Origin of the sequence: Niveispirillum lacus, from assembly GCF_002251795.1 — a bacterium.
GTDB classification, from domain to species: Bacteria; Pseudomonadota; Alphaproteobacteria; order Azospirillales; family Azospirillaceae; genus Niveispirillum; species Niveispirillum lacus.
Genome location: NZ_NOXU01000026.1, coordinates 139651 through 162895 on the forward strand (window position 1 = coordinate 139651; position 23245 = coordinate 162895).

19 protein-coding genes are annotated in these 23245 nt (G+C 61.6%); 11 read left to right on the plus strand and 8 right to left on the minus strand.

Annotated elements, in window-relative coordinates; translation table 11 throughout:
* Nucleotides 1-106: 106 nt before the first annotated feature.
* Together CHU95_RS08600 and ubiG are read right to left on the minus strand one after the other, a co-directional pair.
* The gene (locus CHU95_RS08600; protein ID WP_165772094.1) at nt 107-703 is read right to left on the minus strand and encodes an outer membrane protein; all 597 of its coding nucleotides are present in this window, start codon (nt 701-703) and stop codon (nt 107-109) included.
* Between the two features lie 386 nt (nt 704-1089).
* Entirely contained in the window at nt 1090-1857 is a 768-nt protein-coding gene (gene ubiG, locus CHU95_RS08605) for a bifunctional 2-polyprenyl-6-hydroxyphenol methylase/3-demethylubiquinol 3-O-methyltransferase UbiG (RefSeq protein WP_094455705.1), read from the minus strand.
* Nucleotides 1858-2008: 151 nt separating this feature from the next.
* Here ubiG and CHU95_RS08610 point away from each other — a divergent pair, with 151 nt between their 5' ends.
* A complete protein-coding gene (locus CHU95_RS08610) occupies nt 2009-4423 on the plus strand; it encodes a patatin-like protein (RefSeq protein ID WP_094455707.1) in 2415 nt (804 codons plus the stop codon).
* A gap of 3 nt (nt 4424-4426) precedes the next feature.
* On the opposite strand, the gene hemJ is transcribed toward CHU95_RS08610, so the two are convergent.
* The gene (gene hemJ / locus CHU95_RS08615) at nt 4427-4909 is read right to left on the minus strand and encodes a protoporphyrinogen oxidase HemJ (protein WP_094455709.1); all 483 of its coding nucleotides are present in this window, start codon (nt 4907-4909) and stop codon (nt 4427-4429) included.
* 159 nt (nt 4910-5068) lie between these two features.
* Between hemJ and CHU95_RS08620 the strand changes: the two genes are divergently transcribed.
* The gene (locus CHU95_RS08620; protein ID WP_094455711.1) at nt 5069-6127 is read left to right on the plus strand and encodes a hypothetical protein; all 1059 of its coding nucleotides are present in this window, start codon (nt 5069-5071) and stop codon (nt 6125-6127) included.
* Nucleotides 6128-6221: 94 nt separating this feature from the next.
* On the plus strand, nt 6222-7928 hold the full coding sequence (locus CHU95_RS08625; RefSeq protein WP_094455937.1) for an ABC transporter permease: 1707 nt from the start codon (nt 6222-6224) through the stop codon (nt 7926-7928).
* A 50-nt stretch (nt 7929-7978) separates the two neighbouring features.
* On the opposite strand, the gene CHU95_RS08630 is transcribed toward CHU95_RS08625, so the two are convergent.
* The gene (locus CHU95_RS08630; protein WP_245838060.1) at nt 7979-9376 is read right to left on the minus strand and encodes an NAD(P)H-dependent flavin oxidoreductase; all 1398 of its coding nucleotides are present in this window, start codon (nt 9374-9376) and stop codon (nt 7979-7981) included.
* 172 nt (nt 9377-9548) lie between these two features.
* On the opposite strand from CHU95_RS08630, the gene CHU95_RS08635 reads away from it, so the two are divergent.
* The 4 genes from CHU95_RS08635 (at nt 9549) to CHU95_RS08650 (ending at nt 12568) form a co-directional block, all read left to right on the plus strand.
* On the plus strand, nt 9549-9974 hold the full coding sequence (locus CHU95_RS08635; protein ID WP_094455713.1) for a VOC family protein: 426 nt from the start codon (nt 9549-9551) through the stop codon (nt 9972-9974).
* A 310-nt stretch (nt 9975-10284) separates the two neighbouring features.
* Entirely contained in the window at nt 10285-11049 is a 765-nt protein-coding gene (locus CHU95_RS08640) for a methyltransferase domain-containing protein (RefSeq protein ID WP_207762427.1), read from the plus strand.
* A gap of 43 nt (nt 11050-11092) precedes the next feature.
* Nucleotides 11093-11446: a hypothetical protein gene (locus CHU95_RS08645; RefSeq protein ID WP_133065480.1), complete on the plus strand. Its 354-nt coding sequence runs from the start codon at nt 11093-11095 to the stop codon at nt 11444-11446.
* Nucleotides 11447-11548: 102 nt separating this feature from the next.
* Nucleotides 11549-12568, plus strand: a complete 1020-nt coding sequence (locus tag CHU95_RS08650) for an NAD(P)H-dependent flavin oxidoreductase (RefSeq protein WP_094455717.1) — start codon at nt 11549-11551, stop codon at nt 12566-12568.
* 53 nt (nt 12569-12621) lie between these two features.
* Here CHU95_RS08650 and CHU95_RS08655 read toward each other — a convergent pair whose 3' ends face one another.
* The 4 genes from CHU95_RS08655 to CHU95_RS08670 all read right to left on the minus strand — a co-directional run bounded on the left by CHU95_RS08655 (nt 12622) and on the right by CHU95_RS08670 (nt 17513).
* Nucleotides 12622-13173, minus strand: a complete 552-nt coding sequence (locus tag CHU95_RS08655; RefSeq protein WP_094455719.1) for a DUF924 family protein — start codon at nt 13171-13173, stop codon at nt 12622-12624.
* Nucleotides 13174-13284: 111 nt separating this feature from the next.
* Complete coding sequence (locus CHU95_RS08660) at nt 13285-14550, minus strand: CCA tRNA nucleotidyltransferase (RefSeq protein ID WP_094455721.1); 1266 nt, start codon at nt 14548-14550, stop codon at nt 13285-13287.
* 4 nt (nt 14551-14554) lie between these two features.
* Nucleotides 14555-15829, minus strand: coding sequence for a DUF2336 domain-containing protein (locus CHU95_RS08665; protein WP_094455723.1), 1275 nt, complete (start codon nt 15827-15829; stop codon nt 14555-14557).
* A 19-nt stretch (nt 15830-15848) separates the two neighbouring features.
* Complete coding sequence (locus CHU95_RS08670) at nt 15849-17513, minus strand: sensor domain-containing diguanylate cyclase (RefSeq protein WP_245838063.1); 1665 nt, start codon at nt 17511-17513, stop codon at nt 15849-15851.
* Between the two features lie 107 nt (nt 17514-17620).
* On the opposite strand from CHU95_RS08670, the gene CHU95_RS08675 reads away from it, so the two are divergent.
* The 4 genes from CHU95_RS08675 (at nt 17621) to CHU95_RS08690 (ending at nt 23243) form a co-directional block, all read left to right on the plus strand.
* A complete protein-coding gene (locus tag CHU95_RS08675) occupies nt 17621-18364 on the plus strand; it encodes a pyrimidine 5'-nucleotidase (RefSeq protein WP_094455725.1) in 744 nt (247 codons plus the stop codon).
* A gap of 120 nt (nt 18365-18484) precedes the next feature.
* Nucleotides 18485-19330, plus strand: coding sequence for a 2,3,4,5-tetrahydropyridine-2,6-dicarboxylate N-succinyltransferase (gene dapD, locus CHU95_RS08680; protein ID WP_094455727.1), 846 nt, complete (start codon nt 18485-18487; stop codon nt 19328-19330).
* Between the two features lie 4 nt (nt 19331-19334).
* A complete protein-coding gene (locus CHU95_RS08685) occupies nt 19335-19730 on the plus strand; it encodes a VOC family protein (protein ID WP_094455729.1) in 396 nt (131 codons plus the stop codon).
* 156 nt (nt 19731-19886) lie between these two features.
* Complete coding sequence (locus CHU95_RS08690; protein ID WP_094455731.1) at nt 19887-23243, plus strand: SIS domain-containing protein; 3357 nt, start codon at nt 19887-19889, stop codon at nt 23241-23243.
* The last annotated feature ends 2 nt before the right edge of the window (nt 23244-23245 follow it).

The window sequence follows — 23245 nt, forward strand, 5'->3', positions numbered from 1 at the left end:
AGGGCATGGGCAGGCCCACCATCGTCCCGGCTGCTGTGGGGCCGCAAGCCGGGACGGGCGCTGTTCTGCGGATCCGGTGAGCACAATGGGTCACCGGACTTCCCGGTCAGAAGCGGTAGGCAACACCAACCCGGATCTGATTTTCACGGAAGTTGGTGTCGTCATAGTTGACGTAGTTGTACTCGGTCCGGATCAGGACATTATCGGTGACGGCATATTCCAGGCCGCCGCCCAGACGGTAACCGTCCAGATTGTCACTGACCTTGATACGGTTGGTGCCGGTGCCTACCGTGATGTCATAGTTGGTGCGCTGCCACCCGGCGCGACCATAGACCAGCAGGTCGTTGGTCGCCAGGTAACCGGCGCGGGCTGACAGACCCCAGCTCTCATTGGTGTCCAGTTTGGTGGCCAAACCGGCGACGGTGCCAGAATTGCTGCTCAGGCTGGCGGAACCCAATTCGGCCTCAGCGCCAAGGTACAGCTTGTCGAAAGTTTTCCCATAGCCGACATAGGCACCATACAGCCAGGCATCTGCATCAATATTGGCGCTGGCCGTGCCCGAAGCAGCGGAAGCATTGGTATCGGAGTAGCCGGTGAAGACACCCGCATAGGCGCCATCAAAGGGCGACTGCGCCAGCGACGGCGCGGCGCCAACGGCGACCAGGGCAACACCACCAAGCAGGGCAGAAGCAATACGCGACATTTTTCTCTCCATATGCGGTGGCACAAGGCACAGTTCATCTGTGACGCCAATCACTGGCGCTACCATGGCAACCGCTCAGCTCACTCGTTATTGCGATTGTGGCGATTTATTGTTTAAATCACACCACGTCATCGCGGTGAGAACTGTTTAGCGGATTTTGAACGACGTTCGATGTGCGATTCATCACACAAGCCATGCGATTGACTTATGGCCGCTATCCAGGCACTGAATCTTGAACGCCGGAATGTCACACCCATGGCTGGGCGATGGAGGCCGGAAGAGGGTGGGCGCGATGAGGCGCTCGCACAGGTCAACGCACCGGCGCTCCGCATGGCGGCGCCATGGTAACCACCAGCATCATGTCAAGGAACGATCCGCGGGCTGGTTTAGTCCCGGATACCCCAGAGCATGTAGTTCACGTCCAGATCGCGCGGCGCCAGGCTGAAGCGGTCAGACACGGGGTTGTAGGCTACACCTGTCATTTCCTTAACTACGACACCGGCCCGGCGCAGACCGCCCGCCAGTTCAGATGGTTTAAGGAAACGTTTCCAGTCATGTGTACCGCGCGGCAGCCAGCGCAACACATATTCCGCCGCCACGATGCCGAACAGGTAACTCTTGGTCGTGCGATTCAGCGTTGCCATGAAGATCATACCGCCCGGACGCGCCAAACCCGAAACAGCGCTCAGGAACAGGTCGACGTCGGACACATGTTCGACGATCTCCATCGCCAGGACCACATCGAACCGCTCACCAGCAGCCGCCAGATCCTCTGCTGTGGCCGTCCGGTAATCCACATCAACGCCTGTTTCGGCCGCATGCGCCGCTGCCGTCTTCACATTCTTTTCCGCCGCATCAATACCGGTGACGCTGGCCCCCAGGCGGGCCAGCGGTTCAGATAACAGCCCGCCGCCACAGCCGACGTCGATAATACGAAGCCCTTCCAAGGGCCGGAGGGACAGCGGACCGCGGCCATGGGCCTTGCAGATCGTATCGCGCATCCACGCCAGGCGGACGGGATTGAACTTATGCAGCGGCCGGAACTTACCTGCCGGATCCCACCATTCGGCCGCAATGCGGCTGAACCGCTCGATCTCGGCCGGATCAATCGTGGTGCGGCCTTGGGCCTGGGCGGTGGCGTTTGCGGCGTTCATGGCATGTCCCTCCCGGAATTGGGCATTCCTGGCATAGCAAAGCTGGTGCGCCCTGTCGCGGGGTCAATGTGGCGCGTCGTCGGTGGGACGATTGACGCCCGTTGCTGCCGGTCGCACTCTCCTAAAATCCGGTAGGGGGAGGACAAACGCAGTGAAGGAAAAGGAGCTGCGGATCGCGCTGGTCTGTTATGGCGGGGTCAGTCTTGCCGTCTACATGCACGGCGTGACCAAGGAACTATGGAAACTGGTGCGTGCCAGTCAGGCCCTGCATGCTGGTCGAAACGGTCCGCCGGCAAGTTTCAAAGAGGCCCATCCCTCAGATAGGCGCTCCTATGACACCGAGTCGGTCTATTTCGACCTGCTTCGCGATCTGTTGCCGGACCTGTCCTTGCGTGTGCTGATTGATGTGGTCGCTGGGGCCAGTGCCGGCGGGATCAACGGTGTGCTGCTTGCCCGCGCTCTGGCCCATGACCTTGATCTGGAACCACTGACGTCGCTCTGGTTGGAAAATGCCGATGTTACCCGCCTGCTCACCCCGGACAGCCGTGCCGGAAAATGGTCAAAATGGTTCATGCGTCCTGTCATCTGGGCCCTGAGCCAGCGGTTGGAACGGCTGACACCTGATCAGGAGGTCCGCGAAAAACTGTCGCTTTTCGTGCGCTCGCGCTGGTTCCGCCCGCCCTTTGACGGCAAAAGGCTGATGGAATTCCTGCTCGATGCGTCCCATGCCATGGGGGATAGTGGCCAACGGCCACTGGCCAGCCTGTTGCCACGCGGTCTGCCCCTGTCACTGCATGTGACCGTGACGGATTTTAATGGCTACACGACCCGTATTCCCGCCCATGATCCACCCGAAATTCTGGAGCGGGAGCATCGCCACCGTTTCACCTTCCGCTATCGTCGGGCGGGTGAAGGCGAGGTAGACAGTGATTTCCGGGACGAGGATGTGCCGGGCCTTGTGTTTGCAGCTCGCGCGTCGGCCTCCTATCCCGGTGCCTTTCCGCCTGCCCAGGTGCGACAGATGGACCGGTTACTGAATGAACGCGGTGAAAGCTGGGAAGGCCGGGCGCATTTCTTTCAGCGCAACTTTGCCGAATATCGTCGTCAAGGGGCGGACCCGGAACAGGCCAGCTTCATTGACGGGTCGGTGTTGAACAACAAGCCTTTCGCTGCCGCCCTGTCGGCTATTGCCGGACAGCCAGCCTACCGCGAGGTCGACCGCCGCATCGTCTATATCGACCCAAAGCCTGCAATACGGGCCGCAGTTGGGGCACGGGCCGATACCCCCGGCTTCTTCCGTACCATTCGCGGCGCCCTGTCCGATATTCCCCGCAATGAACCAGTACGTGATGAACTGTTGGCCATTGCCGGTCGCAATGCCCGCATTGAACGGCTACGCGGCCTGTTGGACGCTGCCCGACCCCGTGTGGCCGACCAGGTGCGGCGGGTGCTGGGCGGTCCGCTGCCACCGGCCCCTACCATTGAGCAGATCCGCCATTGGCGTGACCGTGCCAGTGCGGAGGCGGCAGCGCAGGCCGGGTTCGCCTATGAAGCGTATCTACGTCTGAAAATCGAAGGCGCTCTGGAACATCTGGCTGGACTGCTGAGCCCTTGCCTGGGCCGGGTCGATTTGGGCGCGCGGCCGGCTTTGCTCAAGGCCTTACAGCAATGGGCGCGGTCGCGCGGCGTCCTGCCAGACCAGTTGGATCCAGGACCGAATACCGACCAACCGCCCGCTTGGGTACAGTTTCTGCGCGATTTCGATATTGCCTTCCGTTCCCGCAGGCTGCGTTTTCTGATCCGGGAACTTAACGCCATTTATGCCGTGGTGGGGGAGGGGGACCATGCAGATACCAGACCGCCCGATCTGGATGAAATGAAGGCCACACTCTACAGCTCTCTGGAAAGGTTGCCGGGAATGTCTGGGGCCGGCACCAATGCCGACGGGCTGGGTATGTTTAATGCCGGGGAGCGGATCGCCCTGAACAATCTCATGCGCGCGGATGGCCCGGTTCCAACCCCTGACACATTGGACCGCGTTCTGGCCCATCTGGCCGCCGCCTGGAAGCTGGAGGAACAATCGTCTGAAATCGACGAGATTTTTGCTCTGATGGGGCTGAACTATCTGGGGCCTGCTGCGCGGCGGCAGATATTTGAAGCTTATCTGGGTTTCGCCTATTGGGATGTCCTGACCTTTTCGACCAGTGGCTGGGTGGAACTGGACGAATTCCATGCCATTCGTGTGGATCGGATTGCGCCCCCGGATGCAAAGCTGCTGCGTCGTTGCGGGGCGCCTGCCGACCTGCGCAGCGCCCGGATGAATGCGTTCGGCGGCTTTTTCAGCCGCCATGACCGCGAGCATGATTATCTGCTGGGCCGCCTGCACGCGGCCGAGCGGGTGATTGATCTGGTGATCGATGCCGGTGGCCTTGACCTGTCAGAAGCCCGCATCAATGGCCTGAAACTGCGGGCGTTCCACGCGGTTCTGGTGGCCGAGGAACAAAGGCTGGGGGCCGGCAACCGTGCTTTGGCACAGGTCCGCGCCTGGGTCGAGGCGTGCGGATAGGGGTCAGAACGGCCGCACGATTACCAAAATGACGACACCGATCATCAGCAAGGTCGGCACTTCGTTCATGATGCGGAAATATTTGTGGCTTTTGGTATTCGCATCATTGGCGAACAGTCGGACATGCTTGGCCAGCATGCCATGCATACCCGACATCAGCAGCACCAAGGTCAACTTGACGTGCAGCCACCCTTGACCCTTCATTATCTCTGGATTCAACGCGATCATGGCGATGCCAAAAACCCACGATGCGCCCATGGCAGGGTTCATGATGGCCTTCAACAGGCGGCGTTCCATGACTTTAAAGGTTTCGGATTGAACCGATCCGCGTTCTGCCGCGCAATGATAGACAAACAGTCGTGGCAGATAGAGCATGCCCGCCATCCAGGCGATGATGCTGATGACGTGCAGAGCCTTGATCCACAGGTAGTAATTTTCCACAGCCGTCCCTTCCGCGTATTCCTTGCCGGATATCCCGATGGACATTTGCCCTCGGTCACCACCCTGGCTAAATACCATTGCGGCGTCCGGTCACCAAGCGCCGATGCCAGCGTAGAACAGGGTTGCCCTTGCATACCCTGGTACGCGTGGTAGGTTGCCGGTGACAAAGATACCCGGCCCTGCCAGATGGCCCCAGGAACCGATATGGCCGACACTGCTCTGACCGACGTCTCCGAAGGAGAGGCAGAAGTCATCCAATTCGATGACGCGTCACGTGATTCGCTCCATATCCTGCCCATGGCCATGCTGCCATTGCAGACGCCAGGTCTGCGGCGGGCTCGTTTGATCAAGAATGCCCGGCTGGAAACGGTGGTTGAGGTGTTCCAGGACCGTTCCACCGGGAGTGGCCAGATCAGTCCAGACCATCTCGGTAGTCTTTTTCCCAGCCATTCCAAGTCGTTGCGCGTTGACATGGTGCAGATCAGCAAGCTGACCCGCATCAATAGCTTTGACGTTTATACCTTGCGCAAGGAACTGCGCCGGGTGGGTATTGCCGTCAACGATGCCAAGGCCCTGCAACTGTCCGACAGCAAGCGGGCTGAACTGACCGGGTATATGAAGGATTTCACGCGGCCGCTTCTGCAACAGGTCTATGGCGGTGAACAGCGGCAGATCAGCGATGTGTCTGACATTCTGGCCATGCTGGCCAATCCGGACCGGGAGGACGCGCTGACCAACCTGCGGCTTTTGTCGGAAAAGCTGAAGGTCAAGCTCAATGAGATTCCCGACTTCCTGGAGGATTACGGCGACGTGTTCCTGTCGCTGGCTTATTTTCGATCCTGCCTGGATGGCATTGTGCCGGAGGTGCAGCGCTTTTTGAAATGGGCCATGGAACCCAAGGCGTCTGAACTGATCGCACGTGACCGCAACATCATGAAGATGCTGTCAGATGTGCAGTCAAAACTGACCTCCATCACCACGCTGATCACCGGCCGCTTCGAGGCGTTTGACCGCCGCAGCAAGGATTTCTGGAACGATATCAGCGCGGACAGCTTCCGCTCGGTGCGCCGTCAGATTGAGAGCCACCATGTCACCATCGGTGGTGTGTTGTGCGGCCTTGCCGTTAAGATGGCCCTGTGGAAGGCCCGGTTCCCGCAGGGCGGGGCCGGGCCCAATAAGCGGGTGGAGTTTATCCGATCTGAAATTCTGCCAGGCCTGGACCATATCCTGGCGATCGAGAACGCGGCTTCTGGCATCAAGTGACAGGTTCCAGTGTTCGCCGTCCATACCGCGTCGGAAGGGCGCACCTGCGGTCATGACCATTGCGAGCGGTTCGCAGGGGTGGGACAACAGTGATATGAGTCACCAAGCCTTTCCCCCCACACTGTCCCCCGTCGCTGCCCCGGTTTCGCTGTCAACCTGGCGCTCCAGGCTGCCCAGCGGGTGGACCCTGGCGGTTCTGGCCATTGCTTTGGCAGTGGCACTGCCTGTCCTGATCGTGGGCAGCCGCGTGTTCGTCTCCTCCCATGGGGTGTGGTCCCATCTGACAGAGACGGTGCTCTGGACCTATATCCGCAACACCCTGATGCTGGCCGGCGGGGTGGCGGTAGGTGTGTCGATCATTGGTGTGGGCACTGCCTGGCTGGTCACCATGTGCCGGTTTCCCGGACAGCGCTGGCTGGAATGGGCGCTGCTGCTGCCCATGGCGGTACCGGCCTATGTCATGGCCTATGTCTACACCGACCTGTTGCAGTTCGTGGGGCCGGTGCAGACCGCGCTGCGGGAGGTGTTTGGCTGGCGACGGGCCGATTACTGGTTCCCGGACATACGGTCGCTGGGCGGTGCCATCGCCGTTCTGTCTTTTGTACTTTATCCCTATGTCTATCTGCTGGCCCGTGCTGCCTTTCTGGAACAGTCGGTCTGTGTGCTGGAGGTGGCGCGCACGCTGGGTGCTGGGGCTTGGCGCAGTTTTGCGAGGGTGGCTTTGCCTCTGGCCCGTCCAGCGATTGCCGCCGGTCTGGCCTTGTCGATGATGGAGGTGCTGGCCGATTTCGGGACGGTGCAGTATTTCGCTGTCGATACGTTCACCACAGGCATCTACCGCACGTGGTTTGCCATGGGCGAACCCGTTGCGGCGGCGCAATTGGCGTCAGTGCTGATGCTATTTGTCATGGCCCTGGTGGTGATGGAAAGGACCAGCCGCGGCCGTGCGCGCTACTTCCATTCCACCGGGCGCTACCGCATGCTGCCCTCATACACCTTGCGGGGTGTCAGGGCCGGTGCAGCGCTTGTGGCTTGCCTGACACCGCTTTTGCTGGGTTTTGTCGTGCCCGTTCTGATCCTGGCCCAGATGGCCGTGCGGGAGGGGGACAGTCTTTTTGCAACCAGTTTCCGCCAATTGGCTGGCAATTCCTTTATCCTGGCCGGCATCACCTCGGTCCTGGCTGTCGCGCTGGCGGCGTTAGTGGCTTATGGGCTGCGCCTGCGCCCCACGCCCGTGCTGCGGGGGGCGGCACGGGTGGCCGCTATGGGATATGCTGTGCCCGGCAGTGTCATCGCGGTGGGTATCCTGATCCCCGCCGCCCATGTCGACAACGCCGTCGACGGGTTCATGCGGGCGACTTTTGGCGTTTCAACTGGTCTGGTTCTGTCCGGGACCATCGTCGCAATCGTCTATGCCTACCTGGTGCGGTTCCTGGCTGTGTCCTTCAATACGGTGGAAGCCAGCCTGTCCAAGATCCGCCCCACCATGGATCAGGCTGCCCGCATCCTGGGCCAGACGCCTGGCAAGACCTTGCTGAAGGTCCATACACCCATCATGCGGGGCAGCCTTTTGACGGCGGCGTTGCTGGTCTTTGTTGATGTCATGAAGGAACTGCCGGCTACCATGATCGTGCGGCCGTTCAACTTCGATACGCTGGCTGTGCGCGTCTACACCCTGGCCAGTGACGAACGGCTGGCAGAGGCCAGCACCCCGGCGCTGGCCATTGTGGCGGTTGGCATCATCCCCGTCATCCTGCTGTCCCGCGCCATCGCCAAGAGCCGACCAGGGAGTGATGCTTGAAGCAAACAACCCCACCGCGGGGCGGTGGGGTTGTTTGTGCGGGCAGGTGCTTACTTGCCGGTCAGAATACGATCCACCAGTTCCTTGACTGTTGGCACGAAGCCGTTGGCGTACCAGGGGTCCTGGGCAAACCGATACGCATTATGGCCAGCGAACATAAGCTGATGCTCACAATCATCCGAATGGCTGATGTTCTGCAACGTTTTCTGAATACAGAAGGAACGCGGGTCGGCGCGGCGGCCCGTCGTCCCTTCCGCATTCTGTGACCAGTTGGAAAAAGCACAGGCTGACAGGCAGCCCATACAGTCCACCTGATCTTTCAGGATGGCGCGGGCGCTGTCTGGCGTTACAAAAACCAGCGTCGTGTCCGGGGTTTTCAGCGCCTGGGTGAAACCGGCTGCCACCCAGCCTTCGGCGTGCGCCTTGTCGGCGGCGGTCAGATAGACGGGTCGGCCGCGCGGGCCAACCGCGAATTCTTCCGTGAGGTCACCCACTGGTTCCGTCGCGAACGCCACCTGCCGTTCGGACCGCAAACGCAGATCCTCCAGGAAGGGATTACGCACAGCGGACGAATAGAAGCCCGTCGGCGAGAATTTGTTCAGATAGACATCGCCCGGCTTCAAGGTGAGCAGCTTCTGCTTCCAGGCATCCGAAATCGGACTTTCCTTGGTCAGCAGCGGGCGCGTACCGAACTGGAAGGCGACCGGACCAATCTCCGGATTGTCCAGCCAATGATCCCATTCTTCCAGCCACCAGACGCCGCCAGCCATGACGATGGGGGTTTCGGTCAGACCGAAACTATTCATCATTTGACGCAGCGCTGCGACACGGGGATAGGGGTCTTCTGGCTTCTGCGGGTCTTCGCTGTTTGACAGACCATTATGGCCGCCCGCCAGCCAGGGGTCTTCATAGACGACACCGCCCAGATTGCTGGGGAACTTGTTGTAGGCGCGCAGCCAGAGGGCGCGGAAGGCACGGGCCGAACTTACAATGGGGTAATAATGCACGCCATGGCGCACGGCGATTTCTGCCACGCGATAGGGCATGCCCGCCCCGCAGGTCACGCCATGGACCAAGCCCTTGGCCCCTTCCAGAATACCTTCCAGAATCTCCTCGGCCCCGCCCATTTCCCACAGCACATTGACATGCAGGCGGCCATTGCCGTTCGACATTTCATGGGCAATGCGGGCCTGAGTGATCCCGCCCTTGATGCCATAGGCAATGAGTTCATGGTGGCGTTCGCGGCGGGTGCGGGTGTGGTACACCTGTTCGATTGGGTTACCATGCTCGTCATAGCTGTCGGCATTCACGCCAGAGAAGGTGCCAATACCGCCTGCGGCGGCCCACGCTCCCGCACTTTGTCCGTTCGACACGGCGATGCCTTTTCCACCTTCGACCAGAGGCAGCACTTCCTTGCCGGACATGAACAGGGGCTTCAACGCCTTCACCGTACTTCCTCCGAAAGACCAACCGGTACCAACCCCGCCGCCACTTTCGGCGCGGATACATATGCGGTGCATATAGGAAAAGATATCGGAGCGAAAGAGGGGGGTGGTTGTTCGGCGCACTTTATGGTGACCTTACGGAAGGGCGGGATTAATCTGGTCGGGAGGAACGGGAATGGCGGCTACGGGGCACCATGGGCTGGTGACACCCTGCCTGCGTTACAGGGACGCACGCTCTGCCATTGCCTGGCTGGTCCGGGTCCTGGGCTTCACCGAACAACTGGTTGTTCCCGGTGAGGGCGACGACATCGCCCATGCGCAGTTGGTGCTGGGCATCGGCATGGTGATGCTGGGCAGTGATCGACAGGACATGTACGGTTTCCGGGCGCCCCGTCCCGACGGGGCGGGTGCCGCGCTGAACTGTTTTGTTATAGATGATCTGGACGACCTGTTTGCCCGTGTCGTTGGGGCAGGCGAGAGGGCATTGGAAGGGTGCGTTTTGGACACGCCCTATGGTTCCCGCGCCTTCACGGTCCGCGATCCGGAAGGGCATTTGTGGCATTTCGGGACCTATGATCCCTGGGCGTCGCCATCGCCCTAGGCCCATGCACCAATCAAGCGGCTGTGCCGGTTTTGGTGGAGCAGGGTGAAGAACAAGGGGCAACGCCAAGGGATGGCGCGCTGGGTTGTTTACCCTTGCCGTCGCATATCACGTCACTGGCTGTTAGGACTGTGCACATCCCTATGCAGAGATGCCTCGCCATGAGTTGTGGGGCCGATCCGGTGTCGGGTGTGATCTTCCTGACCACACCGCAAGCGCTTGGTACCATGCTGGCCTGACGGCAATGCCATTGTCGCGGCGCTTGTTTCGCGCGACCATGCGTCATCCCCCTGGGCAGGAGGACGGTGTCGTGCAGTGGGATCCAGATCTTTACGAACGTTACCGCCTGTTGCGCGAACGACCAGGTCGCGACCTGCTGAATGCCATACCCGAAGTTACCGTGCGATCTGCCATTGATCTGGGCTGCGGCACTGGATATCTGACACGGCAACTGGTTAATCGGTTTGCCGGTGCGCACATTATCGGTCTGGACAGCGACGACGCCATGCTGGCTAAGGCAGCCGCGGTACCTTCCCGTATTGACTGGCAGCAAGCGGATATCGGCGATTGGTGTCCGTCGGAACCGGTCGATCTGATTTTTTCCAACGCAGCCCTGCATTGGCTTCCCGATCATACAACGCTGTTCAGGCGCCTTGTTGGCTTCGGGGCGCCGGGCGGCCTGCTGGCCGTGCAGATGCCGGACAATTTTGCAGCCCCCTCGCACCTTCTCTTAAAGGAACTGACGCAACGTGAACCATGGCGAGACAGTCTGTCAGGCGCTCTGGATCATAGTGCTGTCCTGGCTGCGGCGGACTATTGGCGGATCTTGCGACCCTACTGTCAGACGGTGGATATCTGGTATGGCGATTACCTTCAGGTTCTCGAAGGGGATGATCCCGTTCTGGACTGGGTCTCTGCCACCGCCTTGCTGCCGGTGATTGCCCATCTGCCCCCGACGCAGGCAGCAGATTTCACGCAATCCTATCGTCTGGCCTTGCGTAAAGCCTATCCGAAGGAAAAGGAGGGCAGCACCCTCTTCCCCTTCCGGCGTATTTTCATTCTGGCCCGGATTTAGGATAGTGGCACTGGGGGCTCTTCAACAGAGACGGGTGTCGGCCATGCCGTTAAATGTGTTGGAAGTGACGATCTTCGCCATGGTCTTGTCGGGGGGCGACCCATTGGCCTGCACACGGCAGCAGGGAACGGAGGAGATGATCTTGTGCACCAACGGTCAGGTGGCGACCCTGGATGGTGACCGCATCACCTTCAAGAATGATATCGCTGTTGTGAAGTTTCCGGATGGGAGCCTGGCCTTCTCCAACGGTATCCGGTCACACTGGGGTAGTGCCGGTTGGGTGCAGTTTTCAAACAAGATTGCCATTCGCCGGAACCCAGACGGGACCTACAAGACCAATGGTGGCCTGATCTGCCGGGGCTTGAGCCAGGACAAGGCCAACTGCCAGAAGGCGTAGGGAGCCGGGCGCCACATCCCCTTGACCCTTCAGCACGCAAACGGTAGGCAGGGCCGACCTGTGTGTCCTATCCCTGTTCGCCGCTCATAAGGGGCCCCGTCAATGTCCGCTCGCCAACATCTGGATCAGCTCTGGTCACGGGGCCGCGCTTTCCTGGGCACCGAGCTTGCCATCATGGGTGGCGCGATGACCTGGGTGTCAGATCGTCATCTGGTGGCAGCGATCTCCAATGCTGGTGGCTTCGGTGTCATCGCGTCAGGCTCCATGTCGCCTGACCTGTTGCGACAGGAAATCCAGGCGACCGCCGCACTGACGGCCAAGCCGTTTGGTGTCAACTTGATCACCCTGCATCCGCAATTGGATGACCTGATCCAGGTCTGTCTGGACGAGGGGGTCGGCCATATCGTGCTGGCAGGTGGCTTGCCGCCGGGTACGGCGATCAGGATGGCAAAAGATGGCGGCGCCAGGGTCATGTGTTTTGCCCCAGCCCTGGTTATTGCCAAACGCCTGATCCGGGCGGGTGCCGATGCCATTGTAATCGAAGGCAGCGAAGCGGGGGGCCATATCGGGCCGGTATCCACCTCCGTCCTGGCCCAGGAGATATTGCCGGAAATCCGCGATGTTCCTGTCTTTGTCGCCGGTGGCATTGGACGTGGGGAAGCCATTGTCTCCTACCTGGAGATGGGAGCAGCAGGTGTACAATTGGGAACAAGGTTCGTTTGTGCCACCGAATGTCGGGCACATCCAAACTTCAAGCAGGCCTTCATCCGCGCTGGTGCGCGCGATGCCATCGCGTCGGTGGCCCTTGATAGCCGTTTTCCGGTGATCCCTGTCCGTGCCCTGCAGAATGAAGGCACCAAGCGCTTTATGGAAAAGCAGCGAGAGGTGATTGCGAAGTTCGACGCCGGTGACCTGGATCAGAAGGAAGCGCAGCTTGAGATCGAGCATTACTGGGCCGGCGCGCTGCGCCGCGCGGTGATCGAGGGTGATGTGGAGAACGGTTCCCTGATGGCCGGGCAGTCAGTGGGTATGGTGACCAGGGAACAGCCGGTGGCTGATATCCTGGCCGACCTGTTGATGCAGGCGGAAGCGGCAGTTGCAGGTCGCGGCGCAGCCGCCTGATCTGACAGTCGTGTTTATTCCGTCCAACGTCCCTGTATCAAAGGCGGATGGTTTCAGAATCCAGATCCCGGCATCGCCAGATAGGCTAGTTCGGCGTCGGTGCTGTCGCGGCCCAAAACCTTGTTGCGATGGGGAAAGCGGCCATACTGGGCAATGACGGCCAGATGTCGGCAGGCATAGTCAAGAAGTTGTGGGTCGCGGGTCCGGTTGGCGAACAGACGAACCGCCAGGCGCTGGTCCTCAATCTGTTCGGAATGTTCGAACGGCAGATAGATGAAGGGTCGCTGGTCTTCGCGCAGCATCAGATCCTGTTCACGGGCAATGGCATCGGTGGCAATGGCCAGGGCCACAGCATCGGTTGCAAAGGCACGCGGGGTTCCCCGAAACATGTTTCGCGGTGCCTGATCCAGCAGGATGCAGAGGGCTAGCACACCTTCCGGTGTTTCGGCCCAGTCGGCCAGATCGCCATTGCCCGCTGCCAGATGCGCCGGCAGCAATCGGTGGGTGACCAGTACGTCAAACTCCGGCCCGCCGCCGAACCACTGTCCCGGCCCCGCTTCCTGAAACCAGAAGGCCAGCACCCCATCAATGTCACTGGCCCGCATTTCCCATCTCCCTGGGCCGGGCGGCCCGCCAGCACCTGTTGCCGTTGACGTCAAAGTGATGCCGCCGACCGCAGCGCATGTCCAGAGGTTCGACGGAGAATATCCCCCGCTTCATTCGCGTGCCTTGCGTTCGCTGATGCGGCGGGTCAGTTCGGCCAGGCATTCCTCCCGCGTGGGGCGATAGTCACGCGCGGCCCACCAGCCCTCCATTGCCGCCAGCATCACCCCCACATCCGGCCCGGGGGTCATGCCCAGTTCCAGCAGGTCACGTCCCTTCAGTGGGAAGGGCACCACTATCCAGGTCGCCGCTTCTGCCAGCGCTTCCAGCAGTTCCACCGCCGGCGTGCCGCGTGTTGCAGCCGACAGCAGCAATAAATCGCGATAGGTTTCAGGCCCCAGTTTCTGCAAGGCGTGACGGCGGCTGGTCACCGTCAGGTCGGGATGCACATCGACGGGCGCGGCGCACAGGCCCAGCAAATGGTCACGGTTTGCGTTCGACAGGCGTAGCCGTTCCACCGTATCCGCCGCGGCCGACAGTCCGGTTGGCAGTAACGCTGCCAGATGGGCCATCGGATGGGCCTCCCCGACCAGCCACTCCAGCCGGTCCAGAGCTGCCAATCGGGTGATATTCGTCGCCTGTGGAAGGATTTGGGCCACCACGCCGCAATCAATCATCAGGCGCCAGACCTCGACCATCCGGTCCTGAGCCAGAATCTTCATCACTTCCTGCTGCACCCTTTCCCCGGACAGGGACGGCAGCAGGGGCGCCATGGTGGTGCAAGCTGCCACAGCATCCGGGTCAGGGCGCCCTTGACCAAAACGCGCATGGAAACGGAAAAAGCGCAGGATGCGGAGCACATCCTCGGCGATGCGTTCGCGTGATTGGCCGATGAAGCGCACCCGTCCTGACTTCAAGTCGCGCACACCGTCGAACGGGTCGTAAAGCTCGCCTTCCGGGGTCAGTGACATCGCGTTGAAGGTGAAATCGCGGCGCCCGGCATCTTCCAGCCAATTATCCGTGAAAGCGATCACGGCATGGCGGCCATCTGTCTCCACATCCCGCCGCAGGGTGGTGATCTCGAACGATGAACCCTCGGTAAGGGCCGTCACAGTCCCGTGCTCGATCCCGGTCGGGATGACGCGGATGCCATCCTGGCGCAGCCGACGCATCACCTCGTCCGGTGGCAGCGGTGTGGCAATGTCAATATCAGTGGCCTGGATGCCCAGGATCGCATCGCGGACACAGCCGCCAATAAAACGCGCCTCCTGCCCGGTGCGCATCAACGACTGCATGACCCGGCGCGCCGCAGTGCCCGCCATCAGGCCGATCGGGCCCGGGTGCAGCACAGGGCGCTCCGGATCGGCAGTGTCGTTCATCCCCTCACGCCTTCAGTCCAAAAAATTCCAACTGCCAGATCATTTCGCTGTCCGACATCGGATAATGAGTCCCATCGCGTGCATTTAACACCGATGTGGGGGGAATGTTGGCGATCCGCAACTGGATCTGCCGGCAAAGCCGCATGGATAGCTTGGCCCGCCAGCACAGCGCGGTCACGCCGCGCGCGCTTTGCCCACCAATGATTTTGTCCACGGCATCGAGGGGCACATTGGCTTTGACGGCCAATGCAGCCAGAACGAAGCCGCGATCACCCTGGGTCAGGGCACCACCCACCATATCCTCGTCCAGTTTGCCAGCGGCATGGGCTTTCTTGGCCCGTTCCATTGGCCGTTCTTTGGGGGTTTCTTCTGCCCCTTCATCATCAATCCCCAATGGTTCGGCCCCGCCACCCCGGTTGGCCCGGGCACGGTCAAGCACGGCATTGCGCACGGCGGCCCGCACCTCGGGCGGAAGGTCAGTGCGGTTTTCCAGCACTCGCATCAATTGTTCGCTGACGAACCCGACGATACGGGCAGCCGCCTTTGGTGGAAGTGAGGGGCGGCGCACCAGCGGACCGTGCCAGGGCTCAAATTTCGGCGCCATGTCGATGATGCGGTCCAGAGTCTCCTCCCGGATCTGGGCAGAGGCGTTGCCCAGCAGCGCAGCCACAGCCGCTTCGCTCTGTGTACGCGCGACCGCCTCTGACACGGTTCCTGAAAGGCCGGCGCGCTGGGCGATGGCCACCAGTTTTCCGTCCATCGGCTGACTGCCAATGATCGACAGAAGATCATCGTCAGTCAGCAGGGGTGAATGACGCAGGACAGGACCGGAAACCGACAGTTCCAGGTCGCGCGCCAATTGCTGGATCAGGTGCGGCGGGGCCCCTGGCTGGTCCTTTAATGTTTCGGCAACGACCTGACGAACCACAGAGGCGTGGTCGCGGGCCAGCGCTTCCACAATATCCATTGTCATCCGTTCCAACTGCCCGACCCGGTCTGCCGGCAAGGATGGGATCAGCAGGGCAATCTTGCGCGCCAGGCCGGATCGCACCTCTTCGTCCGGGTCGCCGCAAAGCAGCAGATCGGCCTGGCGCGGGGTGGCATTATTGCGTGCGATTTCGCGCCTTACCTCGGCACTTTCGTCATTGGCCAGATAGAACAGGATTTCGGGCTGTGTATCCGCCCGAGCCGCAACGATCCGTCGCTGGCCCGCATCACCACTGGCGGCCAGTTTTTTGGCGGTGTCGTAATCCATGGGCGTGGAGTTGGAACCTTTCATTTAAGACCCATACCTGTTCTCAACCAGCGACCAAGGCCGGAGCCAGGGCGCGGTGGCCCTTGCCCATGCGCTTGGCAGCATACATACCCTGGTCACCACGGTCGACAAGCCCTTGCGCCAGTTCACCCGAACCACCGCGATAGCAAGCGATTCCCACCGATACGCCGAGCGGTTTCTCAGGCGATGCCGACAGTGGCCGCAGGAATTCCGCCGCCTCACGGAGCAGGCGGTCTGCCACGGCCACGGCCTGCTCCTCGTCCACGCGGTCGATCCACAGCACGAATTCATCGCCCCCCAGGCGACCGCACAGGTCGCTTGGTCGCGCCAGGCGACCCAGCAGTTCCCCCACCGCGCGCAACACGTCATCGCCAGCGCCGTGGCCCAGCTTGTCATTGACGGCTTTGAAGTTATCCAGGTCGAAATAAAGCAGAGCGGAACCGCCGCCTGTTTGTTTGTCCAGTCGAGATTCCAGCATTTCCATAAAGGTGCGACGGTTGTAAAGACCGGTCAGGCCGTCGCGTTCCGACAGGGTCTTCAACCGTTCCTGATAACGTGCCTGTGCCACGGCCACGCCCACCTGATCGGCGATGGCCTGGATCATGGACAGGTCTTCGTCGGTCCAGTCCTGGCCATCGTTACGCCAGACCAGGATTGCGCCGTTCACTTCATGCCGGAACAAGGTTCGGGTGGCCAGCATGTTGTAACTTCCCGATCGCCCTGTCATCGGTTCCACCTTTTCGGCCACCTGTTCCAGGAATGGGGCGATGTCAGGGCGTATATCCTCGGCCATCGGCAACTGGGCCGCAGCCTCGCTGAACACGTCGCCCGTGCGGGCATAAAGCCGGGCACCGGCTGACCCGGTTGCGTTCACCGCAACACCCACCGCAATTTCCAGGGTTTTGGCAGGGTCCACATCGTCGCGAGTGGAGGAGACGATATAACCCAGATACTTCTCGCGCAGGCGGACCTGGGCCAATTCCATGCCCTTGACCCGCGCCTCGGTAATGTCGCGGCAGGCGCCGCGTGCCCCGATCCAGTCGCCTTGGGGGCCGATCAGTGGCACAGCCGAGGAAATCAGGCAGGCGGCGGCCCCGTCCTTGGCGCGCAGCCACACCTCCGTCCGCTCGATGGCGACACCGGTATCGAAGGGCAATGGCTGATCGGCGAAATCGGCCAGCACAAATTCGGACGGGTGGCGACCAATCAGGTCATCGGGGTGATACCCGATTGCCCCCGCTGCCGATACGAACACAAATCGTCCATCCGGTCCGACCTCCCAGGCAAAGTCGGAAGAGATATCAACCAGATCCTTGTAGCGCTGACGGCTTTCCGTCAAGGCATGGCGCAGCCGGCGTTCCAGCGTGACCTCCCGGCCCAGGCACAGGACTCCCCCGTCTGACAGCAGGACGCTGGTAAATTCAACAACGCCAGGACCGCTGCCGGTTTCGACCGGCACGGACCGATGTGGTTCGGTCAGCGGTCCGCCGGAGGCTGCCCATCGGCCTAGTTCAGCCAGCCAGCCATCATGACGTTCAACCAGCAGCTTAGCGCCGGTATTCAGGAACAGAGGCCGTCCCTGCCCATCCAATGTCAGGCCGGGACCGGGCCAGCCGTCCAGCAGAGCCGGCAGCGCCACGATGTCGACCGCATCGCTGGCTGGAAGAGGACCGGAAGGGGGTGACAAGGCCGGGGTGCTCCCGTGGTAACCGTTTCTGATCCAGTGGTAACGCACCCGAGCGTTGCGGTCTATTGCCCTTGCGGTCACATCGACGGTTGACCATTTTATTCGACATGACAAACATCTCTAAAAATGTCGCCGCTTCGCCGGACCGTGAACCCACTGCACCTCTTTTCGACCGGTTTAACCACGTCGATCACTGGGTGTTTGATCTGGACAACACGCTTTACCCTGCACAATGCAACCTGTTTGCCCAGGTCGATGTGCGCATCACTGACTATATCGCCAATGCTTTAGGGATGGAGCGTCAGGCGGCGCGGGCAAAACAAAAGGAGTATTATCGGCTGCACGGTACCTCCTTGCGCGGCATGATGATTGAACATGGAATGGCGCCGGCGCCATTCCTGGACTATGTGCATGATATTGATGTGACCCCTGTGACACCTTCGCCACTGCTGGCTGAGGCGTTGAAGGCTCTGCCTGGCCGCAAGGTGATCTTTACCAACGGGTCGGTCCGCCATGCCGAGAATGTGTTGGCCCGACTGGGTGTGGCAGACCATTTCGACGGCATTTTTGATATTGTGGCCGCCGATTACGTGCCCAAGCCCGATCCTACCCCTTATGTTACCCTGATCCAGCGTTTTGGGATCAATCCGGGCCGCGCCGCCATGGTAGAGGATTTGCACCGCAATCTGCTGCCGGCCGCCGCCGCCGGCATGACCACGGTCTGGGTCCGCACCGACAGCGAGTTCTCTCACCCCGACCCCGCCGCCCAGGCCCATCCCGGCGACCATGTGCATCATGTCATCGCCGATGTGGAGGCTTGGTTGGCGGAGATCACGGCGCATCTGCGGTAAGCTGTTTTCCGCACGACCGTGCGGGCATGGGCGCCTTGCTTGAGGCTTCGTTGACACCCAAGGTGCCCACCCGCAAAGTCGCGGCCGATCCTTCCAAAATCGAACAGCAGGACCCCCGCGATGAGCAGTTTTGCCGACCTCGCCCGCACGATCGACCAGGCCTGGGAAGACCGCGCCAACCTGGGCTTTTCCACAACTGGTGACGTGCGCGATGCGGTCAATAAGGCGCTGTCCCTGCTGGATGCCGGTGAGGCACGGGTGGCAGAGAAGGTGGACGGTGCCTGGGCCGTGAATCAGTGGCTGAAAAAGGCTGTGCTGTTATCCTTCCGCCTCAATGACAACGCTATGATCTCCGGCGCGCCGGGTGGGGCGTCCTGGTGGGACAAGGTGCCGTCAAAGTTTGATGGCTGGGACGAGGCCGGCTGGCGCAAGGCCGGCTTCCGTGCCGTGCCGGGCAGCGTGGTGCGCCGCAGCGCCTATATCGCCCCCGGCGTCGTGCTGATGCCCAGCTTCGTCAATGTCGGCGCCTTTGTGGACAAGGGCACCATGGTCGATACCTGGGCCACGGTCGGGTCCTGCGCTCAGATCGGCAAGAATGTGCATCTGTCGGGCGGTGTCGGTATTGGCGGTGTGCTGGAGCCTTTGCAGGCCGGCCCCGTCATCATCGAGGATGACTGCTTCATCGGCGCGCGGTCGGAAGTGGTTGAAGGCGTGATCGTGGAACAGGGTGCCGTCCTGTCCATGGGCGTGTTCATCAGCGCCACCACCAAGATCATCGACCGGACGACGGGCGAGGTGTTTGTGGGCCGCGTGCCTGCCTATTCCGTCGTCGTCCCCGGCAGCCTGCCCGGCAAGGCCCTGCCCGATGGCAGCCCCGGCCCGTCGCTCTCCTGTGCCGTGATCGTCAAGCGCGTGGATGCGCAGACCCGGTCCAAGACTTCCATCAACGACCTGCTGCGCGACTGATCGGATGCCCGCCATCGGCGCCCTGACCCTGCTGGTGCGGGATTATGATGAAGCCATCGCCTGGTATCGTGACCGGGTGGGGTTTCAGTTGATCAGCGACACCGACCTGGGAGGTGGCAAGCGCTGGGTGCTGATGGCACCCAAAGGTGCCACGGAAACCCGCTTGCTGCTGGCCCAGGCGGTGGGGCCGGAGCAGGAGGCACAGATCGGCCACCAGGCGGGCGGGCGCGTCTTTCTGTTCCTGCATACCGATGATTTCGCTCGCGACCATGAAGCGATGGTTGCGGCGGGAGTGCAGTTCCTGGAAGCGCCGCGCCACGAAGCCTATGGCAGCGTCGCTGTGTTCCAGGACCTTTATGGAAACAAGTGGGACCTGCTGCGGTTGCATCGCGTGGATTAGGCGGAGTCTTCATCCGCAGGTCACCACTCATGATCCTTTCCTCCCCCGGTATCTCCACCACCGCAATTCCGCCCCTTTCAAAGTTCATGCACATTGTTTGCACCGGGCGGGGGCCTCGGGGTATCAAGGCGGCGTATCTTTACAGAGGATTTTGACATGTGCGGCATTGCGGGTTTTCTGTCGAACCTGACCTGGCACCAGGATAACGATGTTTCCTGGATTGCCTTGCTGGCCGATGGGCTGCGCGATGCTGGGATCGGCCATCTTGCGGGCCTCGATGCCATGCTGGATCATCTGCATGCTCGATTTGACGATCTGATGGCCTTTGCCACGCATCTGGCCCTGGTGGAACGCGCTGACCTACGCGACAGGCTGACCCAGGCCGCGACCCGGATCGAAGGGTTGGAAGCGGAGTTGAAAGCCAGCCCCATCGCCCGCGATCCCGCTGCCGAACGCACCGCCGAGCGCCTGCGCGATTATGGCTGGCAGCTACGTAACGAAGTGTTGGCCAATATCGACCGGACCTTGTCGCTGATCGGCGGCGTGCCGACCCCGGCCCGGTCGCAGCATTTCACCGCCTGGTCCATCGAACAGGTTCTAGAAAACCTGGACCGGCTGGAGGTACGCGGGCGCGACAGCGCCGGCGTGGCGGTACAGTTGCGTTTGTCTGGTCCGATCTCCGAGGGGCAGGTCAAAGAGTGGCGACGTCAGGCCTCGTCGGTCGGGCGTGACCGGTTTGATGCCGATGGCGCAGTGACATTTCACCCGTTGCCCGACGGCGGAGCTACAGCGCGTTTCACCTACAAGGTGGCGCAACTGATCGGAAAGCTGGGCGACAATGGGGCTACCCTGCGGGCCAAGGTGCGGGCTGATGCCCTGCTCTGGTCCATCGCCCGCCAGGCCGATCAGGTGACTATCCTGGCCCATACCCGTTGGGCATCACACGGAGCGATCAACCTGCCCAACTGCCACCCGCAATCGGGATGGCTGGCCGGTGACAATGCCCCGACTCTGGCGCCTGATGCCGATACGATGTGTGTCCTGAACGGCGATATCGATAATTACCGGGGTCTGAAGGATGGTCTGGTGCGCAGTGCCGGGCATGAGGTGCCGGCTCAGGTGACCACCGACGCCAAGATCATTCCCGTTGCCTTCCGCCTGACGCCGGGTGCCCGTACGCAGGACCGGTTCCTGTCGGCGCTCAGGCAGTTTGAAGGCTCCGTCGCCATCGGCCTTCTGCATCCGACGGAGCCGCAGCGGCTTTATTTCGGGCAGAAGGGCAGCGGACAGTCGTTGTTCCTGGCGCAGGTGCGCGACGGTCTGATCATCGCATCGGAAAATTACGGTCTGGCCCCGCGCGCCCGGGCTTCCATCGCCATGGCCAAGGTGGAACAGGGCGGCTTGCAGGTGACGCTGTCCACACTGGAGGGCGAGCCTGCGATCAAAGCCCGTACCATCGATGATGGGGCCGAGACAGAACTGAAGCCTGAGACGATCGAGATTTTCAGCCGGGACATTTTCCGGGGCGAGTTCGCGCATTTCTTTGAAAAAGAAGTGCACGAAAGTGCCACCTCGGTGCGCAAGACGCTGGTCGGTCGCTATTCCCGGCAAGGCCGCGCCGCCAGTTTTGAGCTTGGCCCCGATGGTATCTGGGCTGGATTGCGCCGCCGTCTGGCTGATCCGGCCAAACCTGCCATTCGCCGCATCTTTGTGACGGGTCAGGGCACGGCCGCCATCGCTGGGATGGGGGTAGCGCACCTGCTGCGTCAGGCATTACCCGGCACATCCATCCATGTGGAGGCGGCGAAGGCGTCGGAACTGTCATCCGATCTGGATGGCGTGCGCCTGGATGACGCCATTGTCATCGCCATCAGCCAGTCCGGCACGACGACCGACACCAACCGTACCGTGGATCTGGCCCGTGCGTCGGGCGCCTGGATTCATGCCATCGTCAACCGCCGCAACAGCCCGCTGGTTCGTAAATCCGACAGCCATCTGTTCACCAGCGACGGGCGCGACATTGAAATGGCGGTGGCCAGCACCAAGGCTTTCTACAGTCAGGTCGCGGCGGGCAAGCTGACAGCCTTGTGTATTGCCGATGCGCTGGGCACCCTGTCGGCAACGCAGATCCATGATGAGCTGGTGGCGCTGGAAGGGCTGCCCGCCCGCATTCAGGAAGTGCTGGACGAGGAAGACCTGATCGCTGCCTGTGCCGAACGCTACGCGCCGCAGAACCGTTACTGGGCGGTCGTCGGCAACGGCCCTAACAAGATCGCGGCGGAAGAGATCCGTATCAAGCTGTCGGAGCTTTGCTACAAATCGATCCCCGTGGATTTCACGGAGGACAAGAAACATATCGACCTGTCGACAGAGCCGCTGACGCTGGTCATCGCGAACGATCTGCCGCCGCTGCTGGCCCAGGACACGGCCAAGGAAGTGGCGATCTTCAAGGCCCATGCCGGTAAGCCGCTGGTTATCGCCGCCAAGGGTGAGACCTGCTTTGATACCTATGCCGAGGCGGTGATCCGCGTGCCGTCGGCGGGGGCGGGGCTGGATTTTGTGCTGGCAACTGTTGTTGGCCATCTCTGGGGCTTCCACGCCGCCCGCGCGATCGACCGGCGATCCCATGGGTTCCGTGCCCTGGGCGTGGCGATCGAACAGGCGCTGGTGGAGAAGGACCGCCCGTTGGCCCCTCTTATTGATGCCATCGCTGTCGAGTTGCGCCGGGTGGCGGAGGGTGAGCAGGATGCGGCGCTGCCACCGCGTGCCGTAGCGCAACTGGCGGCCCTGTCCTCTGCGCTGGCCACCGCCGACGCCGGCAGCCGGGCCTCCCTACTGTCCGGTGGGGTGGAACTGATGCGTCAACTGTTTGAAGAGACCAGCCGGCCCGTTGATACCATCCGCCATCAGGCCAAGACGGTAACGGTGGGCATCTCCCGGCCAGCGCGCGAAGTGGCACCGTCCATCCTGTCCACACTGGCGGCGCTGGGCGTCTCGCACGAGTCGCTGGCGGAGGCGGATCGTCAGACCCTGACCGCCTTCTCCTCGGTGTTGACGAATGTGACCGGGGCGATCCTTTACACCCTGAAAGGGGAAGGCAAGGACGGTACTCCCGTGCTGACCGCCGGTGCCCGCGTCGGCGTGTCAGAGGGCCGGGTGTCCGGGTATGATGGTGGTCGCGCGGCATCGGGCAGCAAGCGCCGGGCCCTGCGTTTGGGCCGGATCATCTTCTCCTCGGGCCATCAGGCGGCGGAGAACCTGGTGCTGATCCCCTTCTTCTCCGGCGCTGATTGGCGGGTTGCCGGGCTGGCCCTGCTGCATACCGATCTGATGGCGCAGGCGTCGTTACAGCAGAAAACGGCGCTGCTGAAGGAATTGCAGCTCTATGAGGATCTGTTTGACGCCTATCATGATGTGGTGCATGGCGAGGCCCGCGACTTTGCCGCCTTTGTGGCCAATATCAGCCCGCGCGATCTGCTGTTTCGCCCGGCCGGCGAGTTGGTCAAGAGCTAAGC

Excerpts from the sequence above, each read along its gene's own strand:
- CHU95_RS08620 (WP_094455711.1), top strand. The coding sequence starts at position 5,069 with ATGGCCGACACTGCTCTGACCGACGTCTCCGAAGGAGAGGCAGAAGTC.
- CHU95_RS08625 (WP_094455937.1), top strand. The coding sequence starts at position 6,222 with ATGAGTCACCAAGCCTTTCCCCCCACACTGTCCCCCGTCGCTGCCCCG.
- ubiG (WP_094455705.1), bottom strand. The coding sequence starts at position 1,857 with ATGAACGCCGCAAACGCCACCGCCCAGGCCCAAGGCCGCACCACGATT.
- CHU95_RS08600 (WP_165772094.1), bottom strand. The coding sequence starts at position 703 with ATGTCGCGTATTGCTTCTGCCCTGCTTGGTGGTGTTGCCCTGGTCGCC.
- hemJ (WP_094455709.1), bottom strand. The coding sequence starts at position 4,909 with ATGTCCATCGGGATATCCGGCAAGGAATACGCGGAAGGGACGGCTGTG.
- CHU95_RS08650 (WP_094455717.1), top strand. The coding sequence starts at position 11,549 with ATGTCCGCTCGCCAACATCTGGATCAGCTCTGGTCACGGGGCCGCGCT.
- CHU95_RS08655 (WP_094455719.1), bottom strand. The coding sequence starts at position 13,173 with ATGCGGGCCAGTGACATTGATGGGGTGCTGGCCTTCTGGTTTCAGGAA.
- CHU95_RS08660 (WP_094455721.1), bottom strand. The coding sequence starts at position 14,550 with ATGAACGACACTGCCGATCCGGAGCGCCCTGTGCTGCACCCGGGCCCG.
- CHU95_RS08645 (WP_133065480.1), top strand. The coding sequence starts at position 11,093 with ATGCCGTTAAATGTGTTGGAAGTGACGATCTTCGCCATGGTCTTGTCG.
- CHU95_RS08675 (WP_094455725.1), top strand. The coding sequence starts at position 17,621 with ATGACAAACATCTCTAAAAATGTCGCCGCTTCGCCGGACCGTGAACCC.
- CHU95_RS08665 (WP_094455723.1), bottom strand. The coding sequence starts at position 15,829 with ATGAAAGGTTCCAACTCCACGCCCATGGATTACGACACCGCCAAAAAA.
- CHU95_RS08690 (WP_094455731.1), top strand. The coding sequence starts at position 19,887 with ATGTGCGGCATTGCGGGTTTTCTGTCGAACCTGACCTGGCACCAGGAT.
- CHU95_RS08685 (WP_094455729.1), top strand. The coding sequence starts at position 19,335 with ATGCCCGCCATCGGCGCCCTGACCCTGCTGGTGCGGGATTATGATGAA.
- CHU95_RS08635 (WP_094455713.1), top strand. The coding sequence starts at position 9,549 with ATGGCGGCTACGGGGCACCATGGGCTGGTGACACCCTGCCTGCGTTAC.
- dapD (WP_094455727.1), top strand. The coding sequence starts at position 18,485 with ATGAGCAGTTTTGCCGACCTCGCCCGCACGATCGACCAGGCCTGGGAA.